This is a genomic window from Proteiniphilum sp. (assembly GCF_034927365.1).
GTDB lineage: Bacteria > Bacteroidota > Bacteroidia > Bacteroidales > Dysgonomonadaceae > Proteiniphilum.
This window is the reverse complement of sequence record NZ_JAYFQD010000022.1, coordinates 85,998-111,584: the sequence shown is the minus strand read 5'-3', so window position 1 is coordinate 111,584 and position 25,587 is coordinate 85,998. Positions and strand designations below refer to the sequence as shown.

Sequence of the window (25,587 nt, the reverse complement as noted above, 5' to 3'; positions counted from 1 at the left end):
TAAATAAAAACAAGGACATGAAAAAACTAGCTCTTATCCTCCTTTTTTTCTCTTTATACTTCTTGTCGAATGCGCAGGAATTAAAAGAATCGGTTTTATATAAAATAGTCAGTCCATCGGGACTGGTATTCGATAACAGGGTGGATCCCTCTAATCATTCTCATGTTTACCTGGAAAAGGAATCCAAGGCTTCCAAGGGTCAATATTGGAGGTTTGTGAAAAATGGAGATGCCTATGTTATTTATAATCCGTTTACATCTACCAGTTTCGATATAGGCGCTTCCCGTGAACGGGAGAACAAACTTTCTGTTTGGGATTATAGCAAAAGTAATGATAATCAACATTGGATTTTGGTAAAGAAAGGAAATGGTTTCGAGATAAAATCAAGCAAGAACGGAACCAATATTGCTTTTGATAATGAAAAAGCAGGTACGGTACTGAAATTATCCGCGAGTCAGAGTTCTTTTTTTCAGTTCAAAGCTACTGATGAAAAAATGCCGCCGGAAAATATACATGGAGACCATGAATGGGAAAACGAAGCAATTTTCGGTGTCAATAAGGAAGAGGGGCATGTTACTTATATTCCTTTCTCGTCGATTGAAAGCCTGAAAAAAAGTGCTTATTTTGAAAAACCATGGGAACAACCGATAGAATCCGAGCTTTTCCTGTTATTGAATGGCAATTGGAAATTCAATTGGGTAAAACAACCCTCTGAACGTCCGCAGGATTTTTATAAAATGAATTACGATGTCTCTTCCTGGAAGGAAATTCCGGTACCTTCAAGCTGGGAGATGCACGGCTATGGAACTCCCATTTATACCAATATCACTTATCCGTTTGCCAACAAGCCATCGGTAATCCTTCCGCAAAAAGGTTATACCAATGAAAAGGAACCCAATCCCGTAGGCTCTTACCGCCGTAATTTCACCGTTCCTGAGAACTGGGACGGTAAAGAAATCTTTCTGCATTTCAACGGTGTCTACAGTGGATTCTATGTATGGATAAACGGTCAGAAAGTAGGTTACAGTGAAGGCGCCAATAACGATGCGGAATTCAATGTAACCCAATATGTAAAGCCCGGAGAAAATGTGGTTGCCGTAGAGGTATATCGCTGGACGGATGCCAGCTATATTGAAGACCAGGATATGTTCCGCCTGAGCGGTATTCATCGTGATGTATATCTATACGCGGCTCCCAAACTTCATGTGCGAGATTATCATTTATCATCGGTCTTTTCCAACGATGATTACTCAAAAGCACAGTTTAAGGCAGATGCTTTTGTAAAAAACTATGCTAAATCCGCTTCAAACGTAACTTCTATTGAAATCCAGCTGATTGATCCATCTGGAGAGAATGCCGCTACGTTATCAAAAACGATTGATAAGCTAAAAGGGGGTGTCGAACAAAAAGCCTCCCTGGAAGCCGAGGTAAAAAATCCTCAATTGTGGTCGGCCGAGAAACCGAATTTGTATAGCGTTATCGTAAGTTTGAAAGACGAAAAAGGGAAAGTAAGCGAAGTACTGGCTTCCAAATTCGGATTCAGGAATATAGAGATCAAAAACAAACGGGTCTATATCAACAACAGCCAGATATTCTTCCGCGGAGTAAACCGGCATGACGAGCATCCCCAGTTAGGGAAAGCGGTGAATGTTGAATCGATGATGCAGGATATCCTCTTGATGAAACAACACAATGTGAATACTGTACGCACCAGCCACTATCCCAATGATCCGAAAATGTATGCCATGTTCGATTATTTCGGACTGTATATCATGGATGAAGCTGATCTGGAATGTCATGGAAACCATTCAATCAGCGACAAAGAGTCATGGGCTCCCGCATTTGTTGATCGCATAACCAGAGTTATCCAACGCGACCGCAACCATCCTTCGGTTATTTTCTGGTCACTTGGCAATGAGTGCGGTTCCGGATCAAATTTCGACAAGATGTATCAAAAAGCAAAAGAACTGGAACCCACACGTCCCGTCCATTATGAAGGTAAAAACAGTACAGCCGATATCGATTCACACATGTATCCCGATATTCCGCGTATGAACCGTTTCGACCGGGAACAGACGGAAAAGCCCTACTTCTTATGTGAATACGCCCATGCCATGGGTAACGCTCCCGGTAATCTGTTCGAGTATTGGGATTATATCGAAAATGAATCGAGCCGTATGATCGGCGGATGTATATGGGAATGGGCAGATCATGGCTTGAACATGTTTGGAAAGCCGGCCAATCAATTTTACTACGGAGGTGATTTTGGTGATCGTCCCAACGACGGCAATTTCTGTGCCGACGGGTTGGTTACTCCCGACAGGCGTGTTACCGCGAAACTAATCGAGTTGAAGAAGGTATATCAATACATCAGGATACTTCCCGACGCTATAAGCGAAGGCAAAGTAAAGTTTAACAACCGGTACGATTTTACCAACCTGAATGAATTCGATATTGCCTGGGATATTGTGGAGAATGGAATCGTCGTTCAATCGGGAAAAATAGACCCGATAGATGTTGCGCCTAAAAGTGCCGGGACTGTAAAAATACCTTATTCGGTAAGATTTAATAACGACAAGGAGTATTTCCTGAATATCAGATTGACGTTGAAAGAGAAAACAAGGTGGGCAGATACCGGCCATATTGTAGCCACCGAACAATTTGCGCTCAATACCCGTCCCGGAATAAAAGCAGTATATACTGCTCCTCTGGCAAATATCGAAGTGATAGAGGTGGATCAGGAAAACAAATTACATATCTCCGGAGAAGGATTCAGCGCCCTGTTCGACATGCAAACAGGCATCTTCCACTCATTGAAGTACGCTGAAAAGGAAATGATTCACGAAAACAACGGTTTTCAGCTTAACTGGTATCGCAGTATCGATAACGACCGATATACCGATCAGGCTTATCATCCCACCTCTTACCGTCGTCCAATGGTAAGTTACAAGGTGGACGAAAGCGGGAAATATGTTACCCTATTCGTGATGAATAATGCCGATATTCAATGGAGGAATCCCGTCACGATCAATTATTCAGTCAAATATACTGTTTATTCGAACGGGGTGATCGATGTAGATGCCGACTTCACCAAACCCGATCGTGCCGATATCGTCCGTCGCCTCGGTCTGCAGATCGTGCTTCCTCAGGATTTTGAGAACATACAATATTATGGCTATGGCCCGCACGAGAATGCCGTCGACCGTATACAATCGGCCTATGTAGGATTATACAACACCACTCCGAAGGAGATGGAGGCCGAGCATTATGTCCGTACGCAAACCATGGGTAACCGCGAGGATATTCGTTGGGTGACATTGACAGATACACAAGGAACCGGATTAAGGATAACGTCAAAAGATAAATTCAGTTTCAGCGCCTTGCATTTCAGAGACAAGGAACTGGTTGAAGCGACACACGATTTCAACCTGGATAAGATCCGAAAACCGGAAATTTATCTCAATATCGATTGTATACAGCAAGGGTTAGGGAATGCAAGCTGCGGTCCGCGTCCATTGGATAAGTATATGATTCCGGTAAACAGCCCCGTTTCCTTCTCATTCCGTATTGAACCGGAGGGGAAATAACAGGGCCAATTTACCTAATTTATTCAACCTGCCAATCCTAAAAACAGTAATGATGATTGAAAGAAACAACCCCTGGCTATTTATCAGGCTACTGATTTGCTTTCTGATATTGTTTCCGGGAATTTATTCCTGTTCCAATAAGCCATCAGAAGCAAGTCATTTCCAGACCAGAGGTATTATTCTGGATGTGAATGATCTGGGCACTTATCCCTGGCCTAAAAAGGCCGGGGAAGTCGGCATAAATACTATTGCCGCGCACATTACACCTCGCCAAGTCGCATCATTTATCTTATCAGAGAGGGGAAAACAGTTCCTGAAAGAATGCAAGGAGTATGGGATAGAGGTGGAATATGAATTACATGCGATGGCTGATCTTCTACCCAGAGAACTTTTTGCCGATGATTCGACTATGTTCAGGATGAATGAAGAGGGGAAGCGCATGGCAGACTATAACCTCTGTGTGCATTCGGAAGAGGCGTTAGCAACCGTTTCCAGGAACGCAATCAACTATGCTCGCATTCTGACTCCTACTACAGGCCGTTTCTTTTACTGGATTGATGATGGTATCCCCATGTGCTCTTGTCGCCATTGTAAAGAATATTCCGACAGTGAACAAGCCCTGATATTGGAAAACAGGCTGATAAAAGAACTGCGGAAAGAGTTCGGTAAAAATGTCTCTTTGGCTCATTTAGCTTACCATAATACCATTCAGGCGCCGGTGAAAGTCAAACCGGAAGAAGGTATATTTTTGGAGTTCGCTCCGTTCCAGCGAACCTGGGAAAAACCAATCCGGGATGTTACTGCAAAACGTGGAGATAGTCACATCAGCCATGGAGATTATCTCAAATATCTGGAAGAGAATTTAAAGGTATTTCCGTCAGGGACTGCCCAAATATTGGAATATTGGCTGGATGTATCCCTATTCAGCGGATGGCAGAAGCCCGCCAGACAATTGCCATGGAATAAGGAGGTATTCCTGTCCGATATAGATACTTATGCCCGATACGGTATAAAGCATGTCACAAGCTTCGGCGTTTATATGGACAGTACCTATTTTAACCGTTACAGTGATACATCCTTTTTAGAAGAATATGGAGAAGGACTAAAAAACTATATATCAAACGAATAAAAGGATAGAAAACAAACGAGCATGATAACCGGTCTCATCCGGGAACATGATTATTGTGATAAAATAGATTCTTTGTAAAAAGTAAACCGGATGGATTATATGAAGATCCTTCTTTTTTCAATACTACAATTATCCCTTTTGAACCTGTTTTTTCTGCATGCGCAACAGAAGGATCCGGTTTATTTAAAGACCTTTGGGGAAATTGGACGGAACCAGGTTTACGAGCATAGTTCCAAAACGGAGAGAGCTACCCCACCCTTTCCCTATTCAATAGACTATTCAACCAGCAAGCAAAATGAGTTGCTGTATAACGGTATTATTCTCCCAAACGTATGGCCGCCCAAAACAGGAAATCCTTTTTCTAATGAACCCATGGATGTACCCTATTTGGATAACCCTCCTTCTGTCATACCTATCGATATTGGCAGACAACTCTTCGTTGATGATTTCCTGATTGAACAAACTAACCTTCAAAGGGTTTTTCATCAGGCTACCAAATATGAAAACAATCCTATTATCACTCAAGCTGCATTCCGACAAGGAGGGGTATTTTACGATTTTGTCAATCGTCAATTCGTAGCTGTTTACAGAAAAGAATATGCAAATGGAAATGAAAATCCGCTAACATTCGCAGTAAGCGAAAATCTTACAGATTGGCATCTGGAATTGACCGGACAAAAACCGGTGGCCCATATAAATGCATTTTGGCTCCAATATGATAGTCTTTCTCGCAGAAACGATTGGTATATCATGGGGATCGATCAGATAAAACCTAAACCAATTGATGATCCCAATGTGCCATTCATCAATGCACTTTGGGAAAATGCGATACATAAATCAACAGATGGTAAATCCTGGTCTAGAGGCATTCCGCTTGGTAAGTCGAATGATTATAGTTCATTTTTCTATAATCCTTTCCGTAAGATATGGGTGATGAGCATTAAACACAATGTTCCCCGTATAGAAAAGAGACTATATCGTTCAAGGTATTATGTGGAAAGAGATACTCTGGAAAAGTCCGGGAATTTCAATGATGCTGTTTTTTGGGTAAATGCCGATAGATTGGATCAACCCCACCCGGAGATAGGGAATGAAGCCCAATTATATAGTTTACATGGCGTTGCCTACGAGAGTCTTATTTTGGGAGCTTTCCAGATACATCTCGGTCCCTCGAATGAAATAGCAAAAAAACGGAAAATACCAAAATATAACGAAATGAAACTGGGATTCAGTCGTGATGGCTTTCACTGGTATAGGCCGGACAGGAATAGTTTCATAAAAGGCACATATCGTGATGGTGATTGGGATAGGGCATTTATCAATATTCCACAAGGAGTGTGCCTGGTAATGGGTGATAAACTCTGGTTTCCATATTGCGGCTATTCAGGTATAGCCCCCGATGGAACTCATGGAATGTATGAGGGAGGTGCCATTGGCATGGCTACCCTTCGCCGTGATGGATTTGCTTCCATGGAGACCGGGAAACAACCGGGCACCCTATTAACCCGGCCAGTAACCTTTTCCGGAAAATTCTTATTCGTCAATACCGACTGTCCCGAAGGTGAACTTTTAGTAGAAGTATTGGATGAAAATGGTATAGTTATGGATCAACTTACATCCGAACCCATCCATACCGATAAAACTTTATATAAAGTAGTATGGGAATCAGGAGCAGATCTGTCCGGACTGGCCAATAAACCGGTTCGTTTTAGATTCAATTTAACCAATGGCAAGCTCTATTCTTTTTGGGTAAGTCCGGATGAAAGTGGGGCAAGTTATGGATATGTTGGTGCCGGAGGCCCCGGGTTCAACGGTATAATAGACAATAAGGGAATAAATGCTTACTGAACAAATAAAATAGTATAAAACATCATAGAGATATTTAAATATAAAATAATTTACATATGCAAACAACAAGAATGGCAGTGATCGTATTACTCTGCATGGCAACAATTACAGGTTGCACACAAGACAGTACAAAGACAAAAGCAGAGCAACAGGGATGGCACTTATCGATGCAATCCTATACATTCCATCTTTTTACAGTGATGGAATCGTTGGACAAGACACAGGAACTGGGTATCCGGTTTATTGAGATCTATCCCGGACAACGACTTGGAGAGGGTTTTGGAGAAGCGGTATTTGGTTATCAAATGAACGATGATCAACAGAAAAGATTGAAGGAAGAAGCCGCAGCCAGAAACATAACGATCATCTCTTCCGGGGTATGGACTGCCCGGAAAGAAGAATGGGAACCTATCTTTGCATTTGCAAAAAAGATGGGAATGGAATTTATCAGTGCCGAACCGGCACGTGAAGACTGGGACGTGGTAGAAGAACTGGCTAAAAAGAATAAGATCAAAGTAGCTGTGCACAATCATCCCAGTGAGCACTCCTACTGGAGTCCGGAAATATTACTGGGCAGCATAGGGGGCAGAGACGGTCTGTTAGGTGCTTGCGTCGACGTGGGACATTATAAAAGAATGGGACTGGATCCTATCACTTCGATGCAACAACTCGACGGCAAGATTATCGCGTTACATTTCAAAGACATCACTCCGCAGGGAGAAGCACAAACTCTTGAGGATGTAATATGGGGCCAGGGTATTCTCAACGTGAAAGGGATGATGGAAGAACTGAAGAGACAAAAGTTCAAAGGATATTTCACCATCGAATACGAAGCCGATTGGGAAAACAACCTGCCGCAGATAAAAAAATCGATAGAATATTTCAATCAGGTGGCAGAACAAATCCTATAAGAAAACTGATGAAAGTACTTCCGGTATTAAGTCTGTTCCTGTTATTGCTGTTTTACTCCTGTAATAACACGATATGCTATTACGTCTCGTCTACCGGGGATGATGAAAATCCCGGTAGCCTTGAACAACCTTTTGCAACGCTGGACAAGGCAAAGGAGGCAGCCCGGCAAGAGAGAAACAGGAGAGTAACGATTTACGTACGGGAAGGGATTTATTGTCTGGATAAACCGGTTGTCTTTAGTGTAGACGATAGCCGCAAAAAAAATGCCCCGCTAACTTTACAGCCTTACAAAGGCGAGAAAGTAATCATCAGCGGGGCTCAACCATTATCGGGCTTACAATGGGAAACTTACCGAAATAATATCGTGAGAACGCCTGTTAACAAAGAATTTATTTTTGACCAGTTATTTGTAAACGGGGAGTTATGCCATATGGCACGCTATCCCAATTATGATCCGGATGCCACCTATTATAACGGGATTGCCGCTGATGCGGTGGAACCTGAAAGGGTGAAAAACTGGACTAATCCTGCCGGAGGATATATACATGCCTTACATCGGCATGAATGGGGAGGTTATCACTGGATCATAAAAGAGAAGAATGACAATAACGAATTGCAATTGGAAGGTGGATGGCAGAACAACCGCCTGATGGGGATGCATGCTGAGCGCCGCTTTGTGGAGAACATATTTGAAGAGTTGGACAGTGTGAATGAATGGTTCTACGAGAAGGAAGAAAAGATGCTCTATTTTTACCCTCCGCAGGGAATGGATATCAACAATGCCCTGTTTGAAACCCCTCAGATAGCCCACTTGTTTGAATGGAGAGGCGATGAAAATCAACCGGTGGAATATGTCCATATCGAAGGATTGGAGTTGAGGCACACTATGCGGACATTTATGGAAACCCGTGAACCGTTACTACGAAGCGACTGGTCCATTTACAGGGGAGGAGCCATGTTACTGGAAGGTGCAGACCACTGCTCCATCAAAAAATGTTACTTCAACAGAGTCGGAGGAAACGCCATATTCTTTAGCAACTATAACCGACATCATGAAGTTTCGGGTTGTCATATCGCCTTTGCAGGTGGAAACGGGATATGCTTTGTCGGTGATCCCGATGCCGTCCGTTCTCCCAGCTTTGAATATAATAAATTTATTCCGCTGGAGGAAATGGATCGGGAAGCAGGTCCCCAATCGAACAATTATCCAGCCAACTGTCTGGTGTATGATAATCTCATGTATGGATTGGGAAGAGTGGAGAAACAGATTGCCGGGGTACAGATATCAATGTCACAGAATATAACAGTCAGCCACAACACCATCTATGATCTTCCCCGTGCGGGCATCAACATAAGTGAAGGCACGTGGGGAGGGCATATCATCGAGTACAACGATGTCTTCAACACGGTGCTGGAAACCGGTGACCATGGATCGTTCAATTCATGGGGACGTGACCGTTACTGGCATCCCAATTATACGACGCTTACAGACATCACGATCAATCATCCCGAACTGATCCTGGTGGATGCCGTGAAGACGACTGTTATCCGTAACAACCGCTTCCGTTGTGACCACGGATGGGATATCGATCTCGATGACGGATCCAGCAATTATCATATCTATAATAATCTCTGCCTGAACGGTGGTCTGAAACTCCGTGAAGGATTTCATCGGATCGTGGAGAACAATATTATCATCAACAATTCTTTCCATCCCCATGTATGGTTTCCTGAAAGCGAAGATATATTTGTGCGGAATATCGTATCGACCGAATATTTCCCGATAGGGATAAACTACTGGGGAAAAGAGATCGATTATAATATTTTCCCTGATGAAGAGTCTTTGAGCAAGGCGCAGGCTAACGGAACAGATATACATTCCATAGCAGGGAAGATCGAATTTGTTGATCCTGCGAATGGCGATTTCCGTGTAAAAGAAGGTGCTTTTGCTTTCTCCGTCGGATTTAAGAATTTCGATATGGATAAATTCGGTGTGATATCGCCGGGACTGAAGGCTCTGAAAAAACCGGCACCCATACCTGAACTTATCCAGACGGCCGGCAATAATCAAAAAATTCAGGAGGTATGGGGGATGAAGGTAAAGAACATCACCACCCTGAGAGAACGTTCCGCTGCCGGCCTTAGTAATGAATCGGGAGTATGGGTCGTGGAGGTAGGAAAAGAGAGCCCGGCCCACAACCACCTTCAGCCGAATGACGTGATCCTCCGCATTAATAAAATTGCGGTAGAAAATATCCATGGAATGAAAAAGATCCTGGCCAGGGAAAAAAAGAGGCTTGCAGTTGTCATCAGCAGAAACCAGAAAGAGCAGGAAGTGGTACTCAATCTATAAACACCTCAAAACTTATAGCGTAACCAAATAAGAGACATTCAATTACAATCACCCGGTTTAACCTCTATCCGGAGAATTTTCACCAAATATGCCGCTTTATGGGCAAAAAAAGCTATATTTACACAATAAAAAAAATAAAACATATTATCTTATGAAGTGCTGCAAACTGCTAATTGTAACAATAACGACACTATCCCTCTCATTATCAAAAACGGACGGACAAGAGATACTAACCCCGATACCGTTCAATGAAGTCACGTTGGAAGATAATTTCTGGCTTCCCCGATTACAGACTCAAAAAGAGGTGTTGGTACCTTTCGCGCTTGATAAGACCAAACCGGCAGTGGAGAACCTAAAACGGACAGCTAACTTCCTGAAAGGGATACCCGATGAACTCCCTTTTACCCACCGATATATCTCTTCCGATTTATATAAAGTGATGGAGGGGGCTGCCTATCTATTGCAACTGGATCGTGATCCTGCACTGGAGAACGAGATGGACCGGATCATCGATATTATCTCAGAAGCACAACAGGAAGACGGCTATAACTACGAATCCCACATTACGGGGGTGGCTAAACATGATGTGGGTGGTATGGGCGAAAAGCCTTATTCCCATGTAGTCCACAGTCACGAGTTGTATAACATGGGACATATGTATGAAGGGGCCATCGCCTATTACCAGGCTACCGGTAAGGATAAATGGTTAAAGGTAGCGGAAGCCAATGCCCGCCATATCAACAAAGTATTTTTTGAAGGCGATCCCAACTATAACGATGGGAAGCCGGTCAACCAGGCGCCCGGACACCAGGAGATAGAACTGGCACTGGTAAAGCTTTTCAGAGTAACGGGCGACAGCCTGTACCTGCATATGGCAAAAAAGTTTATCGATATCCGAGGCGTGACCTACCGTCCGGAGGGACAGGGTACCATGTCTCCCGAATATGCCCAGCAACATCTGCCGGTAAGGGAACAGACCAAAGCGGTGGGTCATGCCGTACGCGCTACCTACCTCTATTCCGGCATGGCGGATGTAAGCGTCTATATGCATGATACGACTCTGCATCCGGCACTGGACAGTATCTGGCATAATATTGTGGATACCCGGATGCATATCACTGGAGGCCTGGGCGCCGTACATGGCATTGAAGGATTTGGTCCGGAATATGATTTACCGAACAAAGAGGCTTTCGATGAGACCTGTGCCGCAGTAGGAAATGTCTTTTTCAATCACCGGATGTTCCTGATGGAGAAAGACGGAAAGTATATGGATGTAGCTGAAGTCGCTCTGTTAAACAATGTGCTGGCAGGGGTGAATCTCGAAGGCAACCGTTTCTTCTATCTCAATCCCCTGGAAGCAGATGGTATCAAACATTTCAATCATGGGATGCTGGGACGTTCCCCCTGGTTCGGTACGGCTTGTTGTCCTTCCAACCTGGCCAGGCTGATCCCTCAGGTGCCCGGATTGATGTACGCCACCACTCCGAATGAAATCTATTGCTCATTTTATGCCGGAAGCAGCACTACTCTTGCTTTGGAAAAAGGGAATGTTCACCTGAAACAGGTAACGGAATATCCCTTCAATGAGACAATCCGATGGGAAGTCACACCCGAAAAGAAGGGACAACGTTTTACGATGCATCTGCGAATACCTACATGGACAGGCAACCAGTTTGTACCGGGAGAATTATACTCTTTTATTGATAATGCATCTTCAGGTTGGAGTGTCAAAGTAAATGGAAAAGCAACAAAGGCAAAGCTGAAAAAAGGATTTGCTGTTATTGACCGTAAATGGAAAAAGGGAGATGTGGTAGAATTGACGCTACCGATGCCACTACGTTACTCCAAATCGATCGAACAGGTGGAGGCCAACAGAGGACGCATTTGCCTCACTCGCGGACCATTGGTATATGCCGCCGAGGGAGTGGATAATAACGATCGGCTTCCCAATGTGTTCATAACAGATATCTCCGCCCCGGTTCATATTTCAACTTATACCGACAAACCAATGAATGGTATTCCCAGAATTGAAGTGACGGCATGGGAGAAAAATCCGTCGGGAAATAAAAAGATCAATCTGGTACTTTTGCCTTATTATGCGTGGAACAACCGGAATGATGGAAGTATGATGGTCTGGTTTCCTGAATCCGATAACGTACAACCCTATGTAGACCTTCACATGGCAATCCATGGTAAATATAAGGCATTAGAAGGTTCCCATACCTACCATAGCGACAATCTGGTGGCAATAGCCGACAACAAAATTCCTTCTTCTTCGTCTGACGAACAGATACCGCGCTGGACCAGTTGGGGGCAACAGGGGAAAGACCAGTGGATCACGATCACATTGGATAAGCCGACCGATATACAGAGCATTGCTGTTTATTGGTTTGATGATGCCAGGGGTACCAGGGTTCCCAGAGAGTGGTCTCTGGAGTATGAACAGGATGGACAATGGCATTCATTTCCTCTTTACCTGACAGATGCCTATAATGTTTTCAAAGACCAGTTCAATATGGTCCATCCGGGACGGCAGATTATTACAGGTAAGGTGCGATTACTCATGAAACCGCAGACAGAATACGCGGTGGGAATTCTGGAAATCAATATTGAAGCGATACAATAAAAATATGAAAAAAATCGGATTGGCATTCCTCTACTTATTTACTGTGGCGGCAATTGCCACAGCAGCAAACCCTCCAGAAAAAGATCTGAGCGGCAATTATCTTAATAACCGTGCTCCTTTGTTGACAAAGCCTTATATGGAACTACCCATTGGTAATATCAAACCTTCCGGTTGGCTGGAAGAACAACTCAATCGTATGGTAACCGGAATGACCGGCCACATGGATATAATTTACCCACAGGTGATGGGCCCGCGCAACGGCTGGCTCGGTGGAGACGGTGATGTATGGGAACGCGGCCCCTACTGGATAGACGGACTGCTTCCACTGGCTTATATTCTGGAAGATAAAACCCTGATCGACAAAGTACAGCCCTGGATCGAATGGACTCTGGCTTCACAGAAGCCTAACGGCTATTTCGGGCCGGATACCGACCGCCCACATGAACACGGACTGCAAAGAGGCAATTCGCACGACTGGTGGCCCAAGATGGTGATGCTAAAGGTAATGCAGCAATATTATTCTGCAACGGGCGATCAACGGGTCATTCCGTTTATGACCAATTACTTCAGGTATCAATTGCAGGAACTGCCTAAAACACCACTCGGACATTGGACTTTCTGGGGACAACAACGCGGGGGTGATAACCTGATGATCGTTTATTGGCTCTATAACATTACCGGTGATAAATTCCTCCTGGAACTGGGAGAGCTTATCCATCAACAAACCCTGAACTGGACCGGTATCTTTCTCCATCAGGATCATCTGAAACGCCAGCATAGCCTTCACTGCGTGAATCTGGCGCAGGGTTTTAAAGAACCGGTGATCTATTACCAGCAGAACAAAGACACTAAACAGATACAGGCCGTAAAAAAAGCCGTGAAAGACATGCGTACGACTATTGCTTTTCCTACCGGCTTATGGGCAGGTGATGAATTGCTTCGCTTCGGTAACCCGAATCTCGGGTCGGAGTTGTGCACGGCTGTCGAAATGATGTTCTCTCTGGAAAAAATGCTTGAGATCACCGGTGATGTCCAGTGGGCCGATCATCTGGAACGCATCACTTTTAATGCCTTACCCACCCAGATTACGGATGATTTCTCTGCCCGACAGTATTATCATCAGATCAATCAGATAGCTGTCAGCCGCGAATGGCGAGATTTTGTAACGCCCCACGAAGATACGGATAACCTCCACGGGATCCTGTGCGGCTACCCCTGCTGCACGTCCAACCTCCATCAGGGATGGCCGAAATTCCTGCAGAATCTATGGTATGCCACAGCCGATAACGGTATTGCAGCGCTGGTATATGCTCCTTCCGAAGTAAAGGCGAAAGTGGCGAACGGCAAGGAAGTATGTATTACCGAAGAAACAGCCTATCCATTTGAAGAAGCCATCCATTTCACTATCTCCTTTACAGAAAGGAATATGGAGAAAGCCTTTTTCCCATTTCATTTGCGCATACCGTCATGGTGTAAAGACCCGCTTGTCCGTCTCAATGGAGAGGTAATCCCGGTCGACGCTTATCAGGGAGAGATCGTACGTATTAACCGGGAATGGCACCAGGGTGATAAACTGACACTCGAACTACCGATGCACCTCGAAGCAACTTACTGGTTCGACGGCGCTGCCGTGATCGAGCACGGTCCACTGATTTATGCACTGAAAATGAAAGAAAACTGGGAGAAGAAGACAATGGATCCTGAGAAAGTGCATGAATTCGGAGAATGGTATTACGAGGTAACTTCCGACAGTCCCTGGAATTTTGCACTTAGCAGTCGTCAACTCCGCCCGGAGGCTATTAATGAACACTTCAAAGTAGAGAAAACGACTACCATTGCCAACTATCCCTGGACATTGGAAGATGCCCCGATCACGATCAAAGGGAAAGGCCGACCAATTCCTACATGGACAGAATACAGGGGCTCGGCCGGTTCCGTTCCCTATTTCACCCAACAAGGCCCCGACACCACAGAAGAGGTGGAAATCGAATTGATCCCGTTTGGCTGTACAACTCTCAGGATCACCGAGTTCCCGATCAGGAATTAAAGGCTCAAATTGACAAAACAGTAAAAACCCGAACCGAGCCATCATATCCCCTATTTCTACAATTATGCGGGTAAACCGTAGAAAACACAGGAAATCGTAAACCGTATTCTTACTACACTCTATAAGAACAATCCGGACGGTTTGCCTGGTAATGACGCACCGGTCAACTCGGTATGTTTTTGGAAGCATGGGGTTGTATCCTGTAAGACATGGCAATGAAGAATACGCCATGGAGCACCGCTCATGGATAAAATTGAATTCAAACATACATTGAACGGAAAACCTCACACGTTGACTACCGAGGCTATAAACCGGTCAGATAAGAATATTTATGTACAATCCTTATTGGTAAACAGAAACCCTATAACAATTATACCAATCAAGCCAAAGTAATTTCCTTATCCAGATAAACATCCTGAATGGTACGTATCAATTCCACTCCATCTTTCATCGGCTTCTGGAAAGCTTTGCGACCGCAGATCAGTCCTATTCCTCCGGCTCGCTTGTTCACAACGGCAGTATAAACCGCTTCCGACAGATCACTCTGACCATGGGACTCTCCTCCGGAGTTAATGAGTCCTATCCGGCCCATATAGCCGTTAATCACCTGATATCTGCAAAGATCGATCGGATGATCCGAACTCAATTGATCATACATGCCTGAATTGGTCTTTCCAAAGCCAATCGCCTTAAAACCGCCATTATTGGTCGGCAGTTTCTGTTTGATGATATCCGCCTTGATAGTTACACCGATATGGTCGGCCTGACCGGTCGTATCGGCTGCACTGTGATAATCTATTCCGTCTTTCTTGAAAGCATCATTGCGGAGATAACACCACAAAATAGTGGCCATCCCCAACTCATGTGCATATTCAAATGCTTCCGCAATTTCCACAATCTGGCGACGACTCTCTTCCGAACCGAAATAAATAGTAGCTCCCACTGCGGAAGCACCTAAATTCCAGGCTTCCTTCACAGTACCAAAAAGAACCTGGTTATATGAATTAGGATAAGTCAGCAGTTCATTATGGTTTATTTTCACCACGAAAGGAATCTTATGGGCATATTTCCTCGCAACGGATGCCAACACTCCGAAAGTAGATGCTACTGCATTACAGTCGGCTTCAAGTGCCAGCTTCACAATATTTTCAGGATCAAAATAAATAGGATTGGGCGCAAAAGAAGCACCAGCCGTATGTTCGATCCCCTGATCAACAGGCAGTATGGACAGGTAACCCGTATTGGCCAGACGTCCATGTCCAAACAAACGTTGCAGATTATTCAAAGTCGGAATATTCCGGTCCGAATCAATCCATAACCTTTCAATGACATCCGGTCCGGTGGGATGAATCATCGACGTCTCAATAGTTTTACTGACGTGGTTCAGCAGATAATCACTTTGATTACCTAATAGATGTACTATATTTGAATGTGCCATAACTTGAAGGAATTAATAATGATAAACCAATATAAATCAAACAAACGGTAGAGGGATTGGTTCGCTTTTTTACTTTTGTTATCATACTCCCTAATTTAAAAAGAACTGCTATCTTTGTAACCATATGAAAACATCATCAATAAAGAAAATATTATTTTTCTTCCTGTCGTGCGTTACCACAATCACCCTTTTTTCACAGGAGAATCCGCGATTGATTGTACGTTCCGACGATATGGGAGCATTCCACTCTGTCAATGTCGCTTGTATAGATGCATATAAAAATGGTATCCAGACTGTGGTAGAAGTGATGCCTGTCACTGCATGGTTTCCTGAAGCAGTGCGGATGCTGAATGAAAACCCCGGTATCGATGTCGGCATACACCTGGCCATTACCAGTGAATGGGAAAATATCAAGTGGCGTCCATTGACGCCTTGTCCAAGCCTGACGGATGAAAACGGCTATTTTTACCCGATGATGGGGTCTCATCAGGCTTATCCCGGTCAATCCATACAGGAAAACAAATGGGACATAGATGAGATAGAACAGGAATTCAGGGCACAAATAGAATTGACTTTAAAGAATATACCCCAGGCCAGCCACCTTTCCGGACATATGGGTGCGCTACGCTTCGATCCGAAAGTGGTTGGACTGGTTCACAAGTTGGCTGAAGAATATAATCTTACATTTGTAGAAGGCGATGGAGTAAGAGAGAAATACAATGTGACTTCCGTCTGGTATGACGGGTCCAATGCAACGGACAAAAAAGAAGAAAGCTTCCTCAGTATGCTGAATAAACTCGAAAGAGGGAAGAATTACATATTTCTTGATCATCCGGCATTGAATAACGATGAAATGGAAACCGTCGGACATATTGGTTACGAAGGGGTAGCAGAAGACCGGCAGGGCGTTACAGACTTATTGACCAGTGAAAAAGTCAAACAGACGATCAAAGAAAAAGGGATAGAACTGATCACTTATAACGACCTGACAAAGTCGCTTCCACGGAGTACTCCCGAAGCGGAAAAGATTTCTTCAAAAGGTATTTCAGACTATCTGGCAGCCGTAAAGAAAAGCGGGCAGGATCTGCACAGTATCATGATTGTCAGACATGGAAAAGTAGTTGCAGCACATTGGCTTGGAGATCATACGGCCCATAAGCCGCACATCATGAACTCGGTCAGTAAGACTTTTGCAGCTACTGCCATCGGTTTTGCTGTCTCGGAAGGCAAACTCAACGTGACTGATAAGGTAATATCATTCTTCCCCGATAAACTGCCGTCCAACGTGAGTCAGCATTTAAAAGAACTGGAAATAAAGCATCTGTTGACAATGTCAGTAGGACATGATCCCAATGCTGTCAGGGAAAAGACTCGAAGCAATAACGACTGGGTTGGCACATTCCTGGCTGAACCCATTCCAGAGAAACCGGGCACCCAATTCAATTATAACAGTTTAGCCACTTATATGCTTTCTGCCATCATACAGAAAGTGACCGGTGAAAAACTGATCGATTATCTCTATCCTCGTTTATTCCGCCCATTGGGTATAGTGGGGGCGCGATGGGAAGAATGCCCGCAAGGAATCAATATCGGAGGCTGGGGGCTTTATATAAAGACCGAAGATATGGCAAAACTGGGCCAATTCTTCCTGCAAAAGGGAGAGTGGAATGGAGTTCAATTACTTTCCGAATCATGGATCGATGAAGCCACCACTTCACACATAGCATCTCTTCCTGCAGGGGCCAAGAAAGAAGATCTGAAAATAAAACCGAAAGATAGCGACTGGCTTCAGGGATATGGTTATCAGATGTGGCGCTGCCGCAATAACGGTTATCGTGCCGATGGAGCAAATGGACAATTTATCATTGTACTACCTGAAAAAGATACAGTTATTGTCACAACAGCCCATATTGGCGATATGCAGGCTGAACTCAACCTAATATGGAAATATCTCTTACCGGCAATAAAATAGGGGCAAAATTATATGGCGGGCAATTCGATCCTGAACTGCCCGCCACATTAATTATCTCTTATCCGTAAAAAAGTTTATAGTACTCCTTGTGCCATCATAGCATCGGCTACTTTCATAAAACCGGCAATATTGGCTCCTTTTACATAGTTGATGTACTTGCCGCTTTTACCATGCACCACACATTGTTCATGTATATCACTCATGATTTGGTGCAGCCACCGGTCTACTTCTTCATTCCCCCAAGAGATATGCATGGCATTTTGTGTCATTTCCAATCCCGAACAAGCCACACCACCCGCATTCACTGCCTTACCGGGAGCAAAAAGGATCTCGTTCTCCAGGAAGAAATCGACCGCTTCGGCCGTACAACCCATGTTTGAGACTTCGGCGACAAGCAGCACTCCGTTCTCTTTCAATCGCCTGGCATCCTCCAGATTCAATTCATTCTGAATAGCACAAGGTAATGCGATATCGACTTTGAGCTCCCAGGGTTTTCTTCCGGGATAGAAAGTTGCATTCGGGAATTCCTCGGCATAAGGTGCAACTTCATCATTTCCAGAATTACGTAGTTCGAGCATATAGTCGATCTTTTCCGGCCTGTTCACTCCGTCGGGGTCATAGATATAACCATCGGGACCTGAAATAGCCACCACTTTGGCTCCCAACTCTGTAGCTTTCAAGGTTGCCCCCCATGCCACATTCCCAAAACCGGAAACTGCCACAGTCTTCCCTTTCAAATCGATACCATGCGTCTCACACATCTTTCGTACGAAATAGAGCGCTCCAAATCCGGTAGCTTCCGGACGAAGCCGGGAACCCCCAAACGACATCCCCTTCCCGGTAAAGGTACCTGTATGTTCGCGTGCCAGCTTCTTATACATGCCGAACATATATCCTACTTCACGTCCACCGACGCCGATATCTCCGGCCGGCACATCGGTATCGGGACCGATATTGCGCCATAATTCCATCACAAAAGCCTGGCAGAAGCGCATGATCTCCGCCTGCGAACGCCCTTTGGGAGAAAAATCCGATCCACCTTTGCCTCCGCCCATAGGAAGGGTCGTTAGCGCATTCTTAAAAGTCTGCTCAAATCCCAGAAACTTCAGGGAGGATAAGGTCACCGATGAATGGAAACGAATACCTCCCTTATAAGGGCCTATGGCTCCGTTGAATTGCACACGGTAGCCGATATTCACATGTACTTTACCGTTATCATCCACCCATGGGACACGGAAAGTAAACACACGATCGGGTTCCACTATCCGTTCGATAATACCCGCTTTTTCAAATTCAGGATGTTGGTTATAGACATCTTCAATCGATACCAACACTTCTCTCACCGCTTGAAGATACTCAGACTCACCCGGGTGTTTTGCCTCGAGTTGTATCATAATGTCATTCACTCTCATATTTATAAGGTTTATTTAGGAATTCAATCTGACAAAGGTATAGAATAATTTGGAATAATGATACGAACTGATGTGATAATTCGATGATGTGTGTCTTGTCACTCTTCACCTAATCACCTATCCACCTATCCTCCTTCCCACCTTAATAAGCGGCTTAATCCAAAAAAGTTTCGGATGTTAACGCTTAAATAGTTATTTTTGTGATGAATTTCTGATCTATTATTGAAATGGCAAAGAATAAACTGGCCAAATTCGCGGATATGGCCACTTACGGGAACGTGTTTCAATACAGTTTTGAAACTTTGAAAGCAGACGGTTTTCCATACAAAGGAAAATGGCAGACTTATTTTGATAATACTAATCCCGTGGTACTAGAACTGGGTTGCGGTAAAGGAGAATATACTGTCGGACTGGCGCGTAAATTCCCTGAAAAGAACTTTATCGGAATTGATATCAAAGGTGCAAGGATGTGGACAGGTGCCACCCAGGCATTGCAAGCCGGGTTGACGAATGCGGCTTTTCTCAGGACACGTATCGAACTTATCCATCACTTCTTTGCACAAAACGAGGTATCAGAGATATGGATCACTTTTCCCGATCCCCAGATGAAGAAGACCAACAAACGGCTTACATCCACCCGTTTTATGGAGCAGTACAGTAGGATGTTGAAAGAGGGCGGCATCATTCATTTAAAAACAGACAGTAATTTTCTCTACACATACACACAGGCAATGATAGCTGAAAACCGGCTGGAAGTCCTCTTTGAGACGGATGACCTCTACAACTCCGGATTGAATGAGGATATCCTCGAAATCCGCACCTTCTATGAACAACAGTGGCTCTCACGTGGTTTAAACATCAAATATATCCGGTTTATCTGTCCTAAAAACTATCAATGGTCAGAACCTGATGTAGAAATAGAAAAAGATGAATACCGCAGTTTCGGGAGAGATGCGAGAATTTAATGTGCCAATATGCTAATGTGCCAATGTGCCAATTTAGAAATATGATGAATGTTTTAATGTGTAAATACTTAAGTTAAATGAAAACAGGAAATGTTATCATAGATATGACTTTTAGTTTTGCTTTGGACATTATTGCCTTCACCGAGAAGCTAAATGCAAATAAACAATTTGTTATTGGACAACAATTATTGAAGAGTGGTACATCTATTGGAGCAAATGTAAGAGAAGCTCAGAATTGTGAAAGTAAATCAGATTTTATACATAAATTCAAGATTGCTGCCAAAGAGGCCGAAGAAACTGAATACTGGTTAATGCTCTGCAAGTACAGTAATGATTATCCATTCGACGAATCATTATTCGACAAACTAAAAGAAGTTCAAAAGATAATTAATAAAATTATACACACATCCAGACAGAATAAAACTTAGGGATATGCAAAACAATTGGCACATTGGCATATTAGCACATTGGCACATTGGCATATTGGCACATTGGCATATTAACTAATTAGTTTCATTAATATTATGGCTATATATCCACAACTGATCATCGACGCACTGAAAAACGTACGTTATCCGGGAACAGGACAAGACATTGTTTCTGCCGGGATGGTAGCAGACGACATCCGTATCGAAGGGATGAAAGTGAGTTTTTCGCTCATCACGGAGAAGGCCCACGATCCGTTTATCAAGTCAGTCGTAAAGATGGCTGAGCAAGCTATTTTGACATATGCCGATAAAGATATCGATATACAGGGGAATATTTCCGTGAAGTCGAAACAAGCACCCCGTCCGGAGCGTCCCGAACTGTTGCCGGGAGTAAAAAATATCATCGCTGTGGCATCCGGGAAAGGAGGGGTAGGAAAAAGTACCGTATGTACCAACCTTGCAGTAGCGTTGGCGCAGAAAGGATACAAGGTGGGACTGCTCGATGCGGATATCTTCGGTCCATCGGTTCCCAAAATGTTAGGAGTGGAAGATGAAGGGCCGGCATTGGAGAAAAAAGATGGGCGAGACCTTATTGTTCCTATCGAAAACTACGGAATAAAGATGCTTTCCATCGGATTTTTTGTCAGGAAGGAGGATGCCGTGGTCTGGCGGGGAGCAATGGCGGGTAACGCCCTGAAACAACTGATCGCTGATGCCGACTGGGGTGAACTTGATTATTTCCTGATCGATCTCCCACCAGGGACAAGTGATATACACCTGACATTGGTACAAACACTGCCTATTACCGGTGCAGTGATCGTCAGCACTCCCCAGGAGGTGGCACTGGCTGATGCACGCAAAGGGATCAGTATGTTCGCCGGAGATAAGGTGAACGTACCCATTCTTGGTCTGGTGGAAAATATGGCGTGGTTTACGCCGGCGGAACTCCCGGAAAACAGATACTACATCTTCGGGAAAGAGGGGTGCAAACAACTGGCGGAAGAGCAGGGCTACGCCTTGTTGGGGCAGATACCTATTGTACAAAGTATCCGTGAGGGTGGCGATGACGGTCGCCCCGTTGCATTACATCCGGAAAGTATCACAGGTATAGCTTTCTCCCAACTTGCCGATAACCTGATTACCGCTGTCGACAAACGGAACCGGGAACAACCCAGGACGCAAATCGTTGAAATAACGCGTAAGTAATGAATTACCAATTATTATTAGCTACATTAACACATTAGGCATATTAGTCATATTGGCACATTAGTCACATTGGCACATTAGTCACATTGGCACATTGAATTATGAAACATCCTCTACAGCAATTCCGTTTTTGCCCGAAATGTGGTTCAAAGCAGTTCGTGGAACACAACGAGAAGTCGAAGAAATGTACTGACTGCGGATTTGTATATTACTTCAATTCTTCGGCTGCCGTAGTGGCAGTTATCGGGAATGACAAGGGTGAAATACTGGTCGCGCGCAGGGCGAAAGAACCCGCTAAAGGGACACTGGATCTCCCCGGAGGTTTTATCGACCTGTATGAAACAGCGGAAGAGGCGGTGGCCCGGGAGATTGAGGAAGAAGCGGGCTTATTGATAAATTCATCGCAATATCTGTTCTCTATTCCGAATATTTATCTATATTCGGGGTTTGAAGTGCACACTGTGGATATCTTCTTCAAATGCAATGTAAATGATTTCCATCATTTAACTCCTCAGGATGATGTCTCGGAGTTGCTGTTCATCGCATTGGATAGACTCAATCCGGCTGATTTCGGATTAGTCTCCATACGTAAAGGCGTTGAAAAATTATTATCAAAATAAGAATCAAAGAAAGAATAAATAATCCAAGATATGAAGAAAATCATTTTACTGTTTACCCTTGCACTTATAGTACAGGTTTCCTTAGGACAAAAGACGGTATACCACACTCAGCCTGAGCAACTTTTCAATCAGGGAAAGGAGTTGTTCCTTCAAGGTAATTGGGAAGGAGCAGAACAACTATTGGAAATATTCGTTGCCGAAAGTCACGATACCTATCTGCAAGAGGAGGCAACATATATGATGGCTGTATCATCATTTCATCGTAATGATAACAATAGTGGGGCCATACTGGAAGCATTTCTCGACAAACATCCTGAAACTCTACACCGCCATCAGGTCAGTTTTCTGATAGGGTCCTACTATTTCAACAAGAAAGAATGGCAGGCTGCCGCTGAACGGTTCAATCAAACCGATCTCGATTACCTCACCCTGACGGAACAGGAAGATTATAGTTTCCGTACGGCCTACACCCAATTGCAATTGGGAAATAAAGAGGGTGCTACCCGCCTATTCGGCCTGCTTTCGCAAAACAGCAATAAATACCGGGATGCGGCCTCTTTCTATCTTGGATATATCGACTACTCAAACGGGAATTATGGAGAGGCATTACGTCGTTTTGAACAACTGCAAAATCATCCCGAATATAGTGAGGAGGTTGCTTTCTATACAGCGCAAGCCACTTTCTTTGACGGTAAGATAGAACAAGCCGTCAGATTATCGGAAGCTTTCATCCAAAGGTATCCGGTAAGTAAACACCTTGCTGAGAGCTACAGGATTCTCGGGAATGGTTACTACAGGCTGGGGCAACCCTCGAGGGCTGTATCCTTTTATGAGAATTATCTTGCCGGTGTGGATAAACCGCTCAGAGGCGATGCCTATTTCATGGGATTATCCTATTTCGAAACAAATAGTTTCAGCAATGCAGTACAGATGTTCCAGCAAGCGGTGGGTGAATCAGATGAACTCTCACAAAATGCACAACTCCAACTCGGACAGACCTATTTGCGGCTAAATCAGAAGCAATCGGCCCAAATGGCTTTTGAAGCGGCAACGCGTACCAATTTCAACCCCCAGGTACGTGAAACCGCCATGTTTAACTACGCCCTGTTGGCCCACGAAACCAATTTCTCCGTCTTCAGCGAATCCATTACCCTGTTCGAGAATTTCCTCCGGGAGTTCCCAAACTCTCCTTACAAAGACCAGGTCAACGATATTTTAGCTGAGACATTTCTTACTACCAAAGATTACACTGCAGCCCTGAATGCAATCAACCGAATCAATAACCCCGGACGACGGATACTGGAAGCCAAACAGATGGTGCTTTTCCAGTTGGGTGCACAAGCTTTCATCAATTCCAATATGAACGAGGCAATACAATATTTCAACAACAGCATCAGCTTAGGTAATCAGGATGCCAAGGCCCGTAACAATGCCTATTTCTGGCGAGGTGAGACATACTACCGGATGGGGAATTACAATAACGCCGCCAACGATTTCCGGCAGTTTGCTCAAAGTGCCACCTCCGCCGATGAAAATTATTCTCTCGGATGGTATAATCTGGGTTATGCCCTCTTCAAGCAGCAACAATACAATCAGGCAGTCAATGCCTTTCAGCAATATGTTTCTGCAGAGAAGATAAAGAATAGACCAGAATATGCGGATGCGCTGAATCGCATTGGAGACAGCTACTATTTTAACCGTAATTTTAATGAGGCGGAACGCTATTATGCGCAGGCAGCCGACATCAACCCCTCCTCTGCCGATTATGCAGCTTATCAACGTGCCTTTGTGATGGGTTTACAGCATAACTACCAGGGTAAGATTACCGCACTGGATAACATGATGCGTAGCTATCCCAACTCTCAATATTTTGACGATGCCCTTTACGAGAAAAGCCGTGCACTCTCCATGCTCAATAGGGAGAACGAGGCCATCGCAGTACTGCAACGACTGGTCAATGACTTCCCGAAAAGTCCTCTGGCCAGCCAGGGTGGTGTACAACTGGGTCAGTTGTATTACAATACAGGAAATCATCAACAAAGTATCGCGGCATATAAAAATGTGATTACCAATTTCCCCGGTTCAGATGACGCCCGCAATGCATTGATCTCCCTGGAGACGGTCTACCGCGATATGAACGATATTGACAACTACGTAAAATATGCCAACTCACTTCCGGGAGGTACGCGCATCACCACATCAAGACAGGACTCACTCACTTACCTGGCTGCCGAAAGTGTCTATATGCGTGGTAACCGTACGGATGCCGAAGCGGCCATGACAAAATATATTCAATCCTATCCTAATGGTGCATACAGCAGTGATGCGAACTATTATCTGGGTATGATCGCAGACGAAAGAAAGAATCAGGATCTGGCATTAACTTACTTCCGAAAAGTGATTGATGCAGGTAATCCAAAATTCCTCGACAATGCACTTATCTATAGTGCACAGGCAGAATATAACAACGGTAACTTCCGGCAGGCGCTTGCCGATTATTCCAGACTGGCAAATTCTGCCCGGAACGCGACCAATAAACAGATCGGACAAATGGGGATTGTGCGTACCCAATCGCAACTGGGCAGTTATCAAGAAGCAGCCCGTGCTGCCACCGATCTCCTTTCTAACAGCAACCTTTCACCCGAAACGGTAATAGAAGTAAGGTACCTGCGTGGAAAAGCATACCTGCAGACCAATGAAACAGACAATGCCATTGCCGATTTCCAGTTCGTGGCCGATGATACACGTAGCACTTATGGTGCTGAAGCGCAGTTCATTCTTGCCGACAGTTATTACCGGTGGAAATCATATGATCGTGCCGAAGCGCAAGTCAAGGAGTTCATGAAAAAGGGAACACCTCATCAATACTGGCTGGCAAGGGCTCTTATCATCCTTTCGGACACCTATCTTGCTAAAGGTGATGAATTCCAGGCACGTCAATATCTGGAGAGCCTGAAATCAAATTACAAGGGAAATGAAGCCGACATCCAACAAATGATCAATGAGAGACTTTCAAACTAAAAATGAAAAGTGAAAAATTAATA

The 25,587-nt window shown here is 44.3% G+C and carries 15 protein-coding genes; 13 read left to right on the top strand and 2 right to left on the bottom strand.

Annotated elements, in window-relative coordinates; genetic code table 11:
• The first annotated feature begins 17 nt into the window (after positions 1 to 17).
• The 7 genes from VB073_RS14070 (at position 18) to VB073_RS14040 (ending at position 14,502) form a co-directional block, all read left to right on the top strand.
• A complete protein-coding gene (locus tag VB073_RS14070) occupies positions 18 to 3,587 on the top strand; it encodes a glycoside hydrolase family 2 TIM barrel-domain containing protein (protein WP_323404825.1) in 3,570 nt (1,189 codons plus the stop codon).
• Positions 3,588 to 3,636: 49 nt separating this feature from the next.
• Complete coding sequence (locus VB073_RS14065) at positions 3,637 to 4,716, top strand: DUF4838 domain-containing protein (RefSeq protein ID WP_323404824.1); 1,080 nt, start codon at positions 3,637 to 3,639, stop codon at positions 4,714 to 4,716.
• 99 nt (positions 4,717 to 4,815) lie between these two features.
• On the top strand, positions 4,816 to 6,564 hold the full coding sequence (locus tag VB073_RS14060; protein WP_323404823.1) for a glycosyl hydrolase family 32: 1,749 nt from the start codon (positions 4,816 to 4,818) through the stop codon (positions 6,562 to 6,564).
• A 56-nt stretch (positions 6,565 to 6,620) separates the two neighbouring features.
• Positions 6,621 to 7,475 (top strand): sugar phosphate isomerase/epimerase, encoded by an 855-nt coding sequence (locus VB073_RS14055; protein ID WP_323404822.1) that lies wholly within the window; start codon positions 6,621 to 6,623, stop codon positions 7,473 to 7,475.
• An 8-nt stretch (positions 7,476 to 7,483) separates the two neighbouring features.
• Positions 7,484 to 9,829 carry a PDZ domain-containing protein gene (locus VB073_RS14050; RefSeq protein WP_323404821.1) on the top strand — a complete coding sequence of 782 codons (2,346 nt, stop codon included), beginning with the start codon at positions 7,484 to 7,486 and terminating at the stop codon, positions 9,827 to 9,829.
• A gap of 151 nt (positions 9,830 to 9,980) precedes the next feature.
• Positions 9,981 to 12,455 carry a beta-L-arabinofuranosidase domain-containing protein gene (locus tag VB073_RS14045; protein WP_323404820.1) on the top strand — a complete coding sequence of 825 codons (2,475 nt, stop codon included), beginning with the start codon at positions 9,981 to 9,983 and terminating at the stop codon, positions 12,453 to 12,455.
• A gap of 4 nt (positions 12,456 to 12,459) precedes the next feature.
• Positions 12,460 to 14,502, top strand: coding sequence for a beta-L-arabinofuranosidase domain-containing protein (locus VB073_RS14040; protein WP_323404819.1), 2,043 nt, complete (start codon positions 12,460 to 12,462; stop codon positions 14,500 to 14,502).
• 379 nt (positions 14,503 to 14,881) lie between these two features.
• Here VB073_RS14040 and VB073_RS14035 read toward each other — a convergent pair whose 3' ends face one another.
• Positions 14,882 to 15,940 carry a class I fructose-bisphosphate aldolase gene (locus VB073_RS14035; protein WP_323404818.1) on the bottom strand — a complete coding sequence of 353 codons (1,059 nt, stop codon included), beginning with the start codon at positions 15,938 to 15,940 and terminating at the stop codon, positions 14,882 to 14,884.
• 124 nt (positions 15,941 to 16,064) lie between these two features.
• On the opposite strand from VB073_RS14035, the gene VB073_RS14030 reads away from it, so the two are divergent.
• Positions 16,065 to 17,912 (top strand): ChbG/HpnK family deacetylase, encoded by a 1,848-nt coding sequence (locus VB073_RS14030; RefSeq protein WP_323404817.1) that lies wholly within the window; start codon positions 16,065 to 16,067, stop codon positions 17,910 to 17,912.
• A 74-nt stretch (positions 17,913 to 17,986) separates the two neighbouring features.
• Here VB073_RS14030 and gdhA read toward each other — a convergent pair whose 3' ends face one another.
• Positions 17,987 to 19,324 carry an NADP-specific glutamate dehydrogenase gene (gene gdhA, locus VB073_RS14025; protein WP_323404816.1) on the bottom strand — a complete coding sequence of 446 codons (1,338 nt, stop codon included), beginning with the start codon at positions 19,322 to 19,324 and terminating at the stop codon, positions 17,987 to 17,989.
• A gap of 227 nt (positions 19,325 to 19,551) precedes the next feature.
• Here gdhA and trmB point away from each other — a divergent pair, with 227 nt between their 5' ends.
• From trmB to VB073_RS14000, 5 genes are all read left to right on the top strand, one after another.
• Positions 19,552 to 20,289 carry a tRNA (guanosine(46)-N7)-methyltransferase TrmB gene (gene trmB, locus VB073_RS14020; RefSeq protein ID WP_323404815.1) on the top strand — a complete coding sequence of 246 codons (738 nt, stop codon included), beginning with the start codon at positions 19,552 to 19,554 and terminating at the stop codon, positions 20,287 to 20,289.
• 77 nt (positions 20,290 to 20,366) lie between these two features.
• Positions 20,367 to 20,717 carry a four helix bundle protein gene (locus VB073_RS14015; protein WP_323404814.1) on the top strand — a complete coding sequence of 117 codons (351 nt, stop codon included), beginning with the start codon at positions 20,367 to 20,369 and terminating at the stop codon, positions 20,715 to 20,717.
• 96 nt (positions 20,718 to 20,813) lie between these two features.
• Positions 20,814 to 21,923 (top strand): Mrp/NBP35 family ATP-binding protein, encoded by a 1,110-nt coding sequence (locus VB073_RS14010; protein WP_323404813.1) that lies wholly within the window; start codon positions 20,814 to 20,816, stop codon positions 21,921 to 21,923.
• Between the two features lie 101 nt (positions 21,924 to 22,024).
• Positions 22,025 to 22,543, top strand: coding sequence for an NUDIX domain-containing protein (locus VB073_RS14005; RefSeq protein WP_323404812.1), 519 nt, complete (start codon positions 22,025 to 22,027; stop codon positions 22,541 to 22,543).
• Between the two features lie 30 nt (positions 22,544 to 22,573).
• Positions 22,574 to 25,564 (top strand): tetratricopeptide repeat protein, encoded by a 2,991-nt coding sequence (locus tag VB073_RS14000; RefSeq protein ID WP_323404811.1) that lies wholly within the window; start codon positions 22,574 to 22,576, stop codon positions 25,562 to 25,564.
• The last annotated feature ends 23 nt before the right edge of the window (positions 25,565 to 25,587 follow it).

Excerpts from the sequence above, each read along its gene's own strand:
- VB073_RS14070 (WP_323404825.1), top strand. The coding sequence starts at position 18 with ATGAAAAAACTAGCTCTTATCCTCCTTTTTTTCTCTTTATACTTCTTG.
- VB073_RS14065 (WP_323404824.1), top strand. The coding sequence starts at position 3,637 with ATGATGATTGAAAGAAACAACCCCTGGCTATTTATCAGGCTACTGATT.
- VB073_RS14060 (WP_323404823.1), top strand. The coding sequence starts at position 4,816 with ATGAAGATCCTTCTTTTTTCAATACTACAATTATCCCTTTTGAACCTG.
- VB073_RS14055 (WP_323404822.1), top strand. The coding sequence starts at position 6,621 with ATGCAAACAACAAGAATGGCAGTGATCGTATTACTCTGCATGGCAACA.
- VB073_RS14050 (WP_323404821.1), top strand. The coding sequence starts at position 7,484 with ATGAAAGTACTTCCGGTATTAAGTCTGTTCCTGTTATTGCTGTTTTAC.
- VB073_RS14045 (WP_323404820.1), top strand. The coding sequence starts at position 9,981 with ATGAAGTGCTGCAAACTGCTAATTGTAACAATAACGACACTATCCCTC.
- VB073_RS14040 (WP_323404819.1), top strand. The coding sequence starts at position 12,460 with ATGAAAAAAATCGGATTGGCATTCCTCTACTTATTTACTGTGGCGGCA.
- VB073_RS14035 (WP_323404818.1), bottom strand. The coding sequence starts at position 15,940 with ATGGCACATTCAAATATAGTACATCTATTAGGTAATCAAAGTGATTAT.
- VB073_RS14030 (WP_323404817.1), top strand. The coding sequence starts at position 16,065 with ATGAAAACATCATCAATAAAGAAAATATTATTTTTCTTCCTGTCGTGC.
- gdhA (WP_323404816.1), bottom strand. The coding sequence starts at position 19,324 with ATGAGAGTGAATGACATTATGATACAACTCGAGGCAAAACACCCGGGT.
- trmB (WP_323404815.1), top strand. The coding sequence starts at position 19,552 with ATGGCAAAGAATAAACTGGCCAAATTCGCGGATATGGCCACTTACGGG.
- VB073_RS14015 (WP_323404814.1), top strand. The coding sequence starts at position 20,367 with ATGAAAACAGGAAATGTTATCATAGATATGACTTTTAGTTTTGCTTTG.
- VB073_RS14010 (WP_323404813.1), top strand. The coding sequence starts at position 20,814 with ATGGCTATATATCCACAACTGATCATCGACGCACTGAAAAACGTACGT.
- VB073_RS14005 (WP_323404812.1), top strand. The coding sequence starts at position 22,025 with ATGAAACATCCTCTACAGCAATTCCGTTTTTGCCCGAAATGTGGTTCA.
- VB073_RS14000 (WP_323404811.1), top strand. The coding sequence starts at position 22,574 with ATGAAGAAAATCATTTTACTGTTTACCCTTGCACTTATAGTACAGGTT.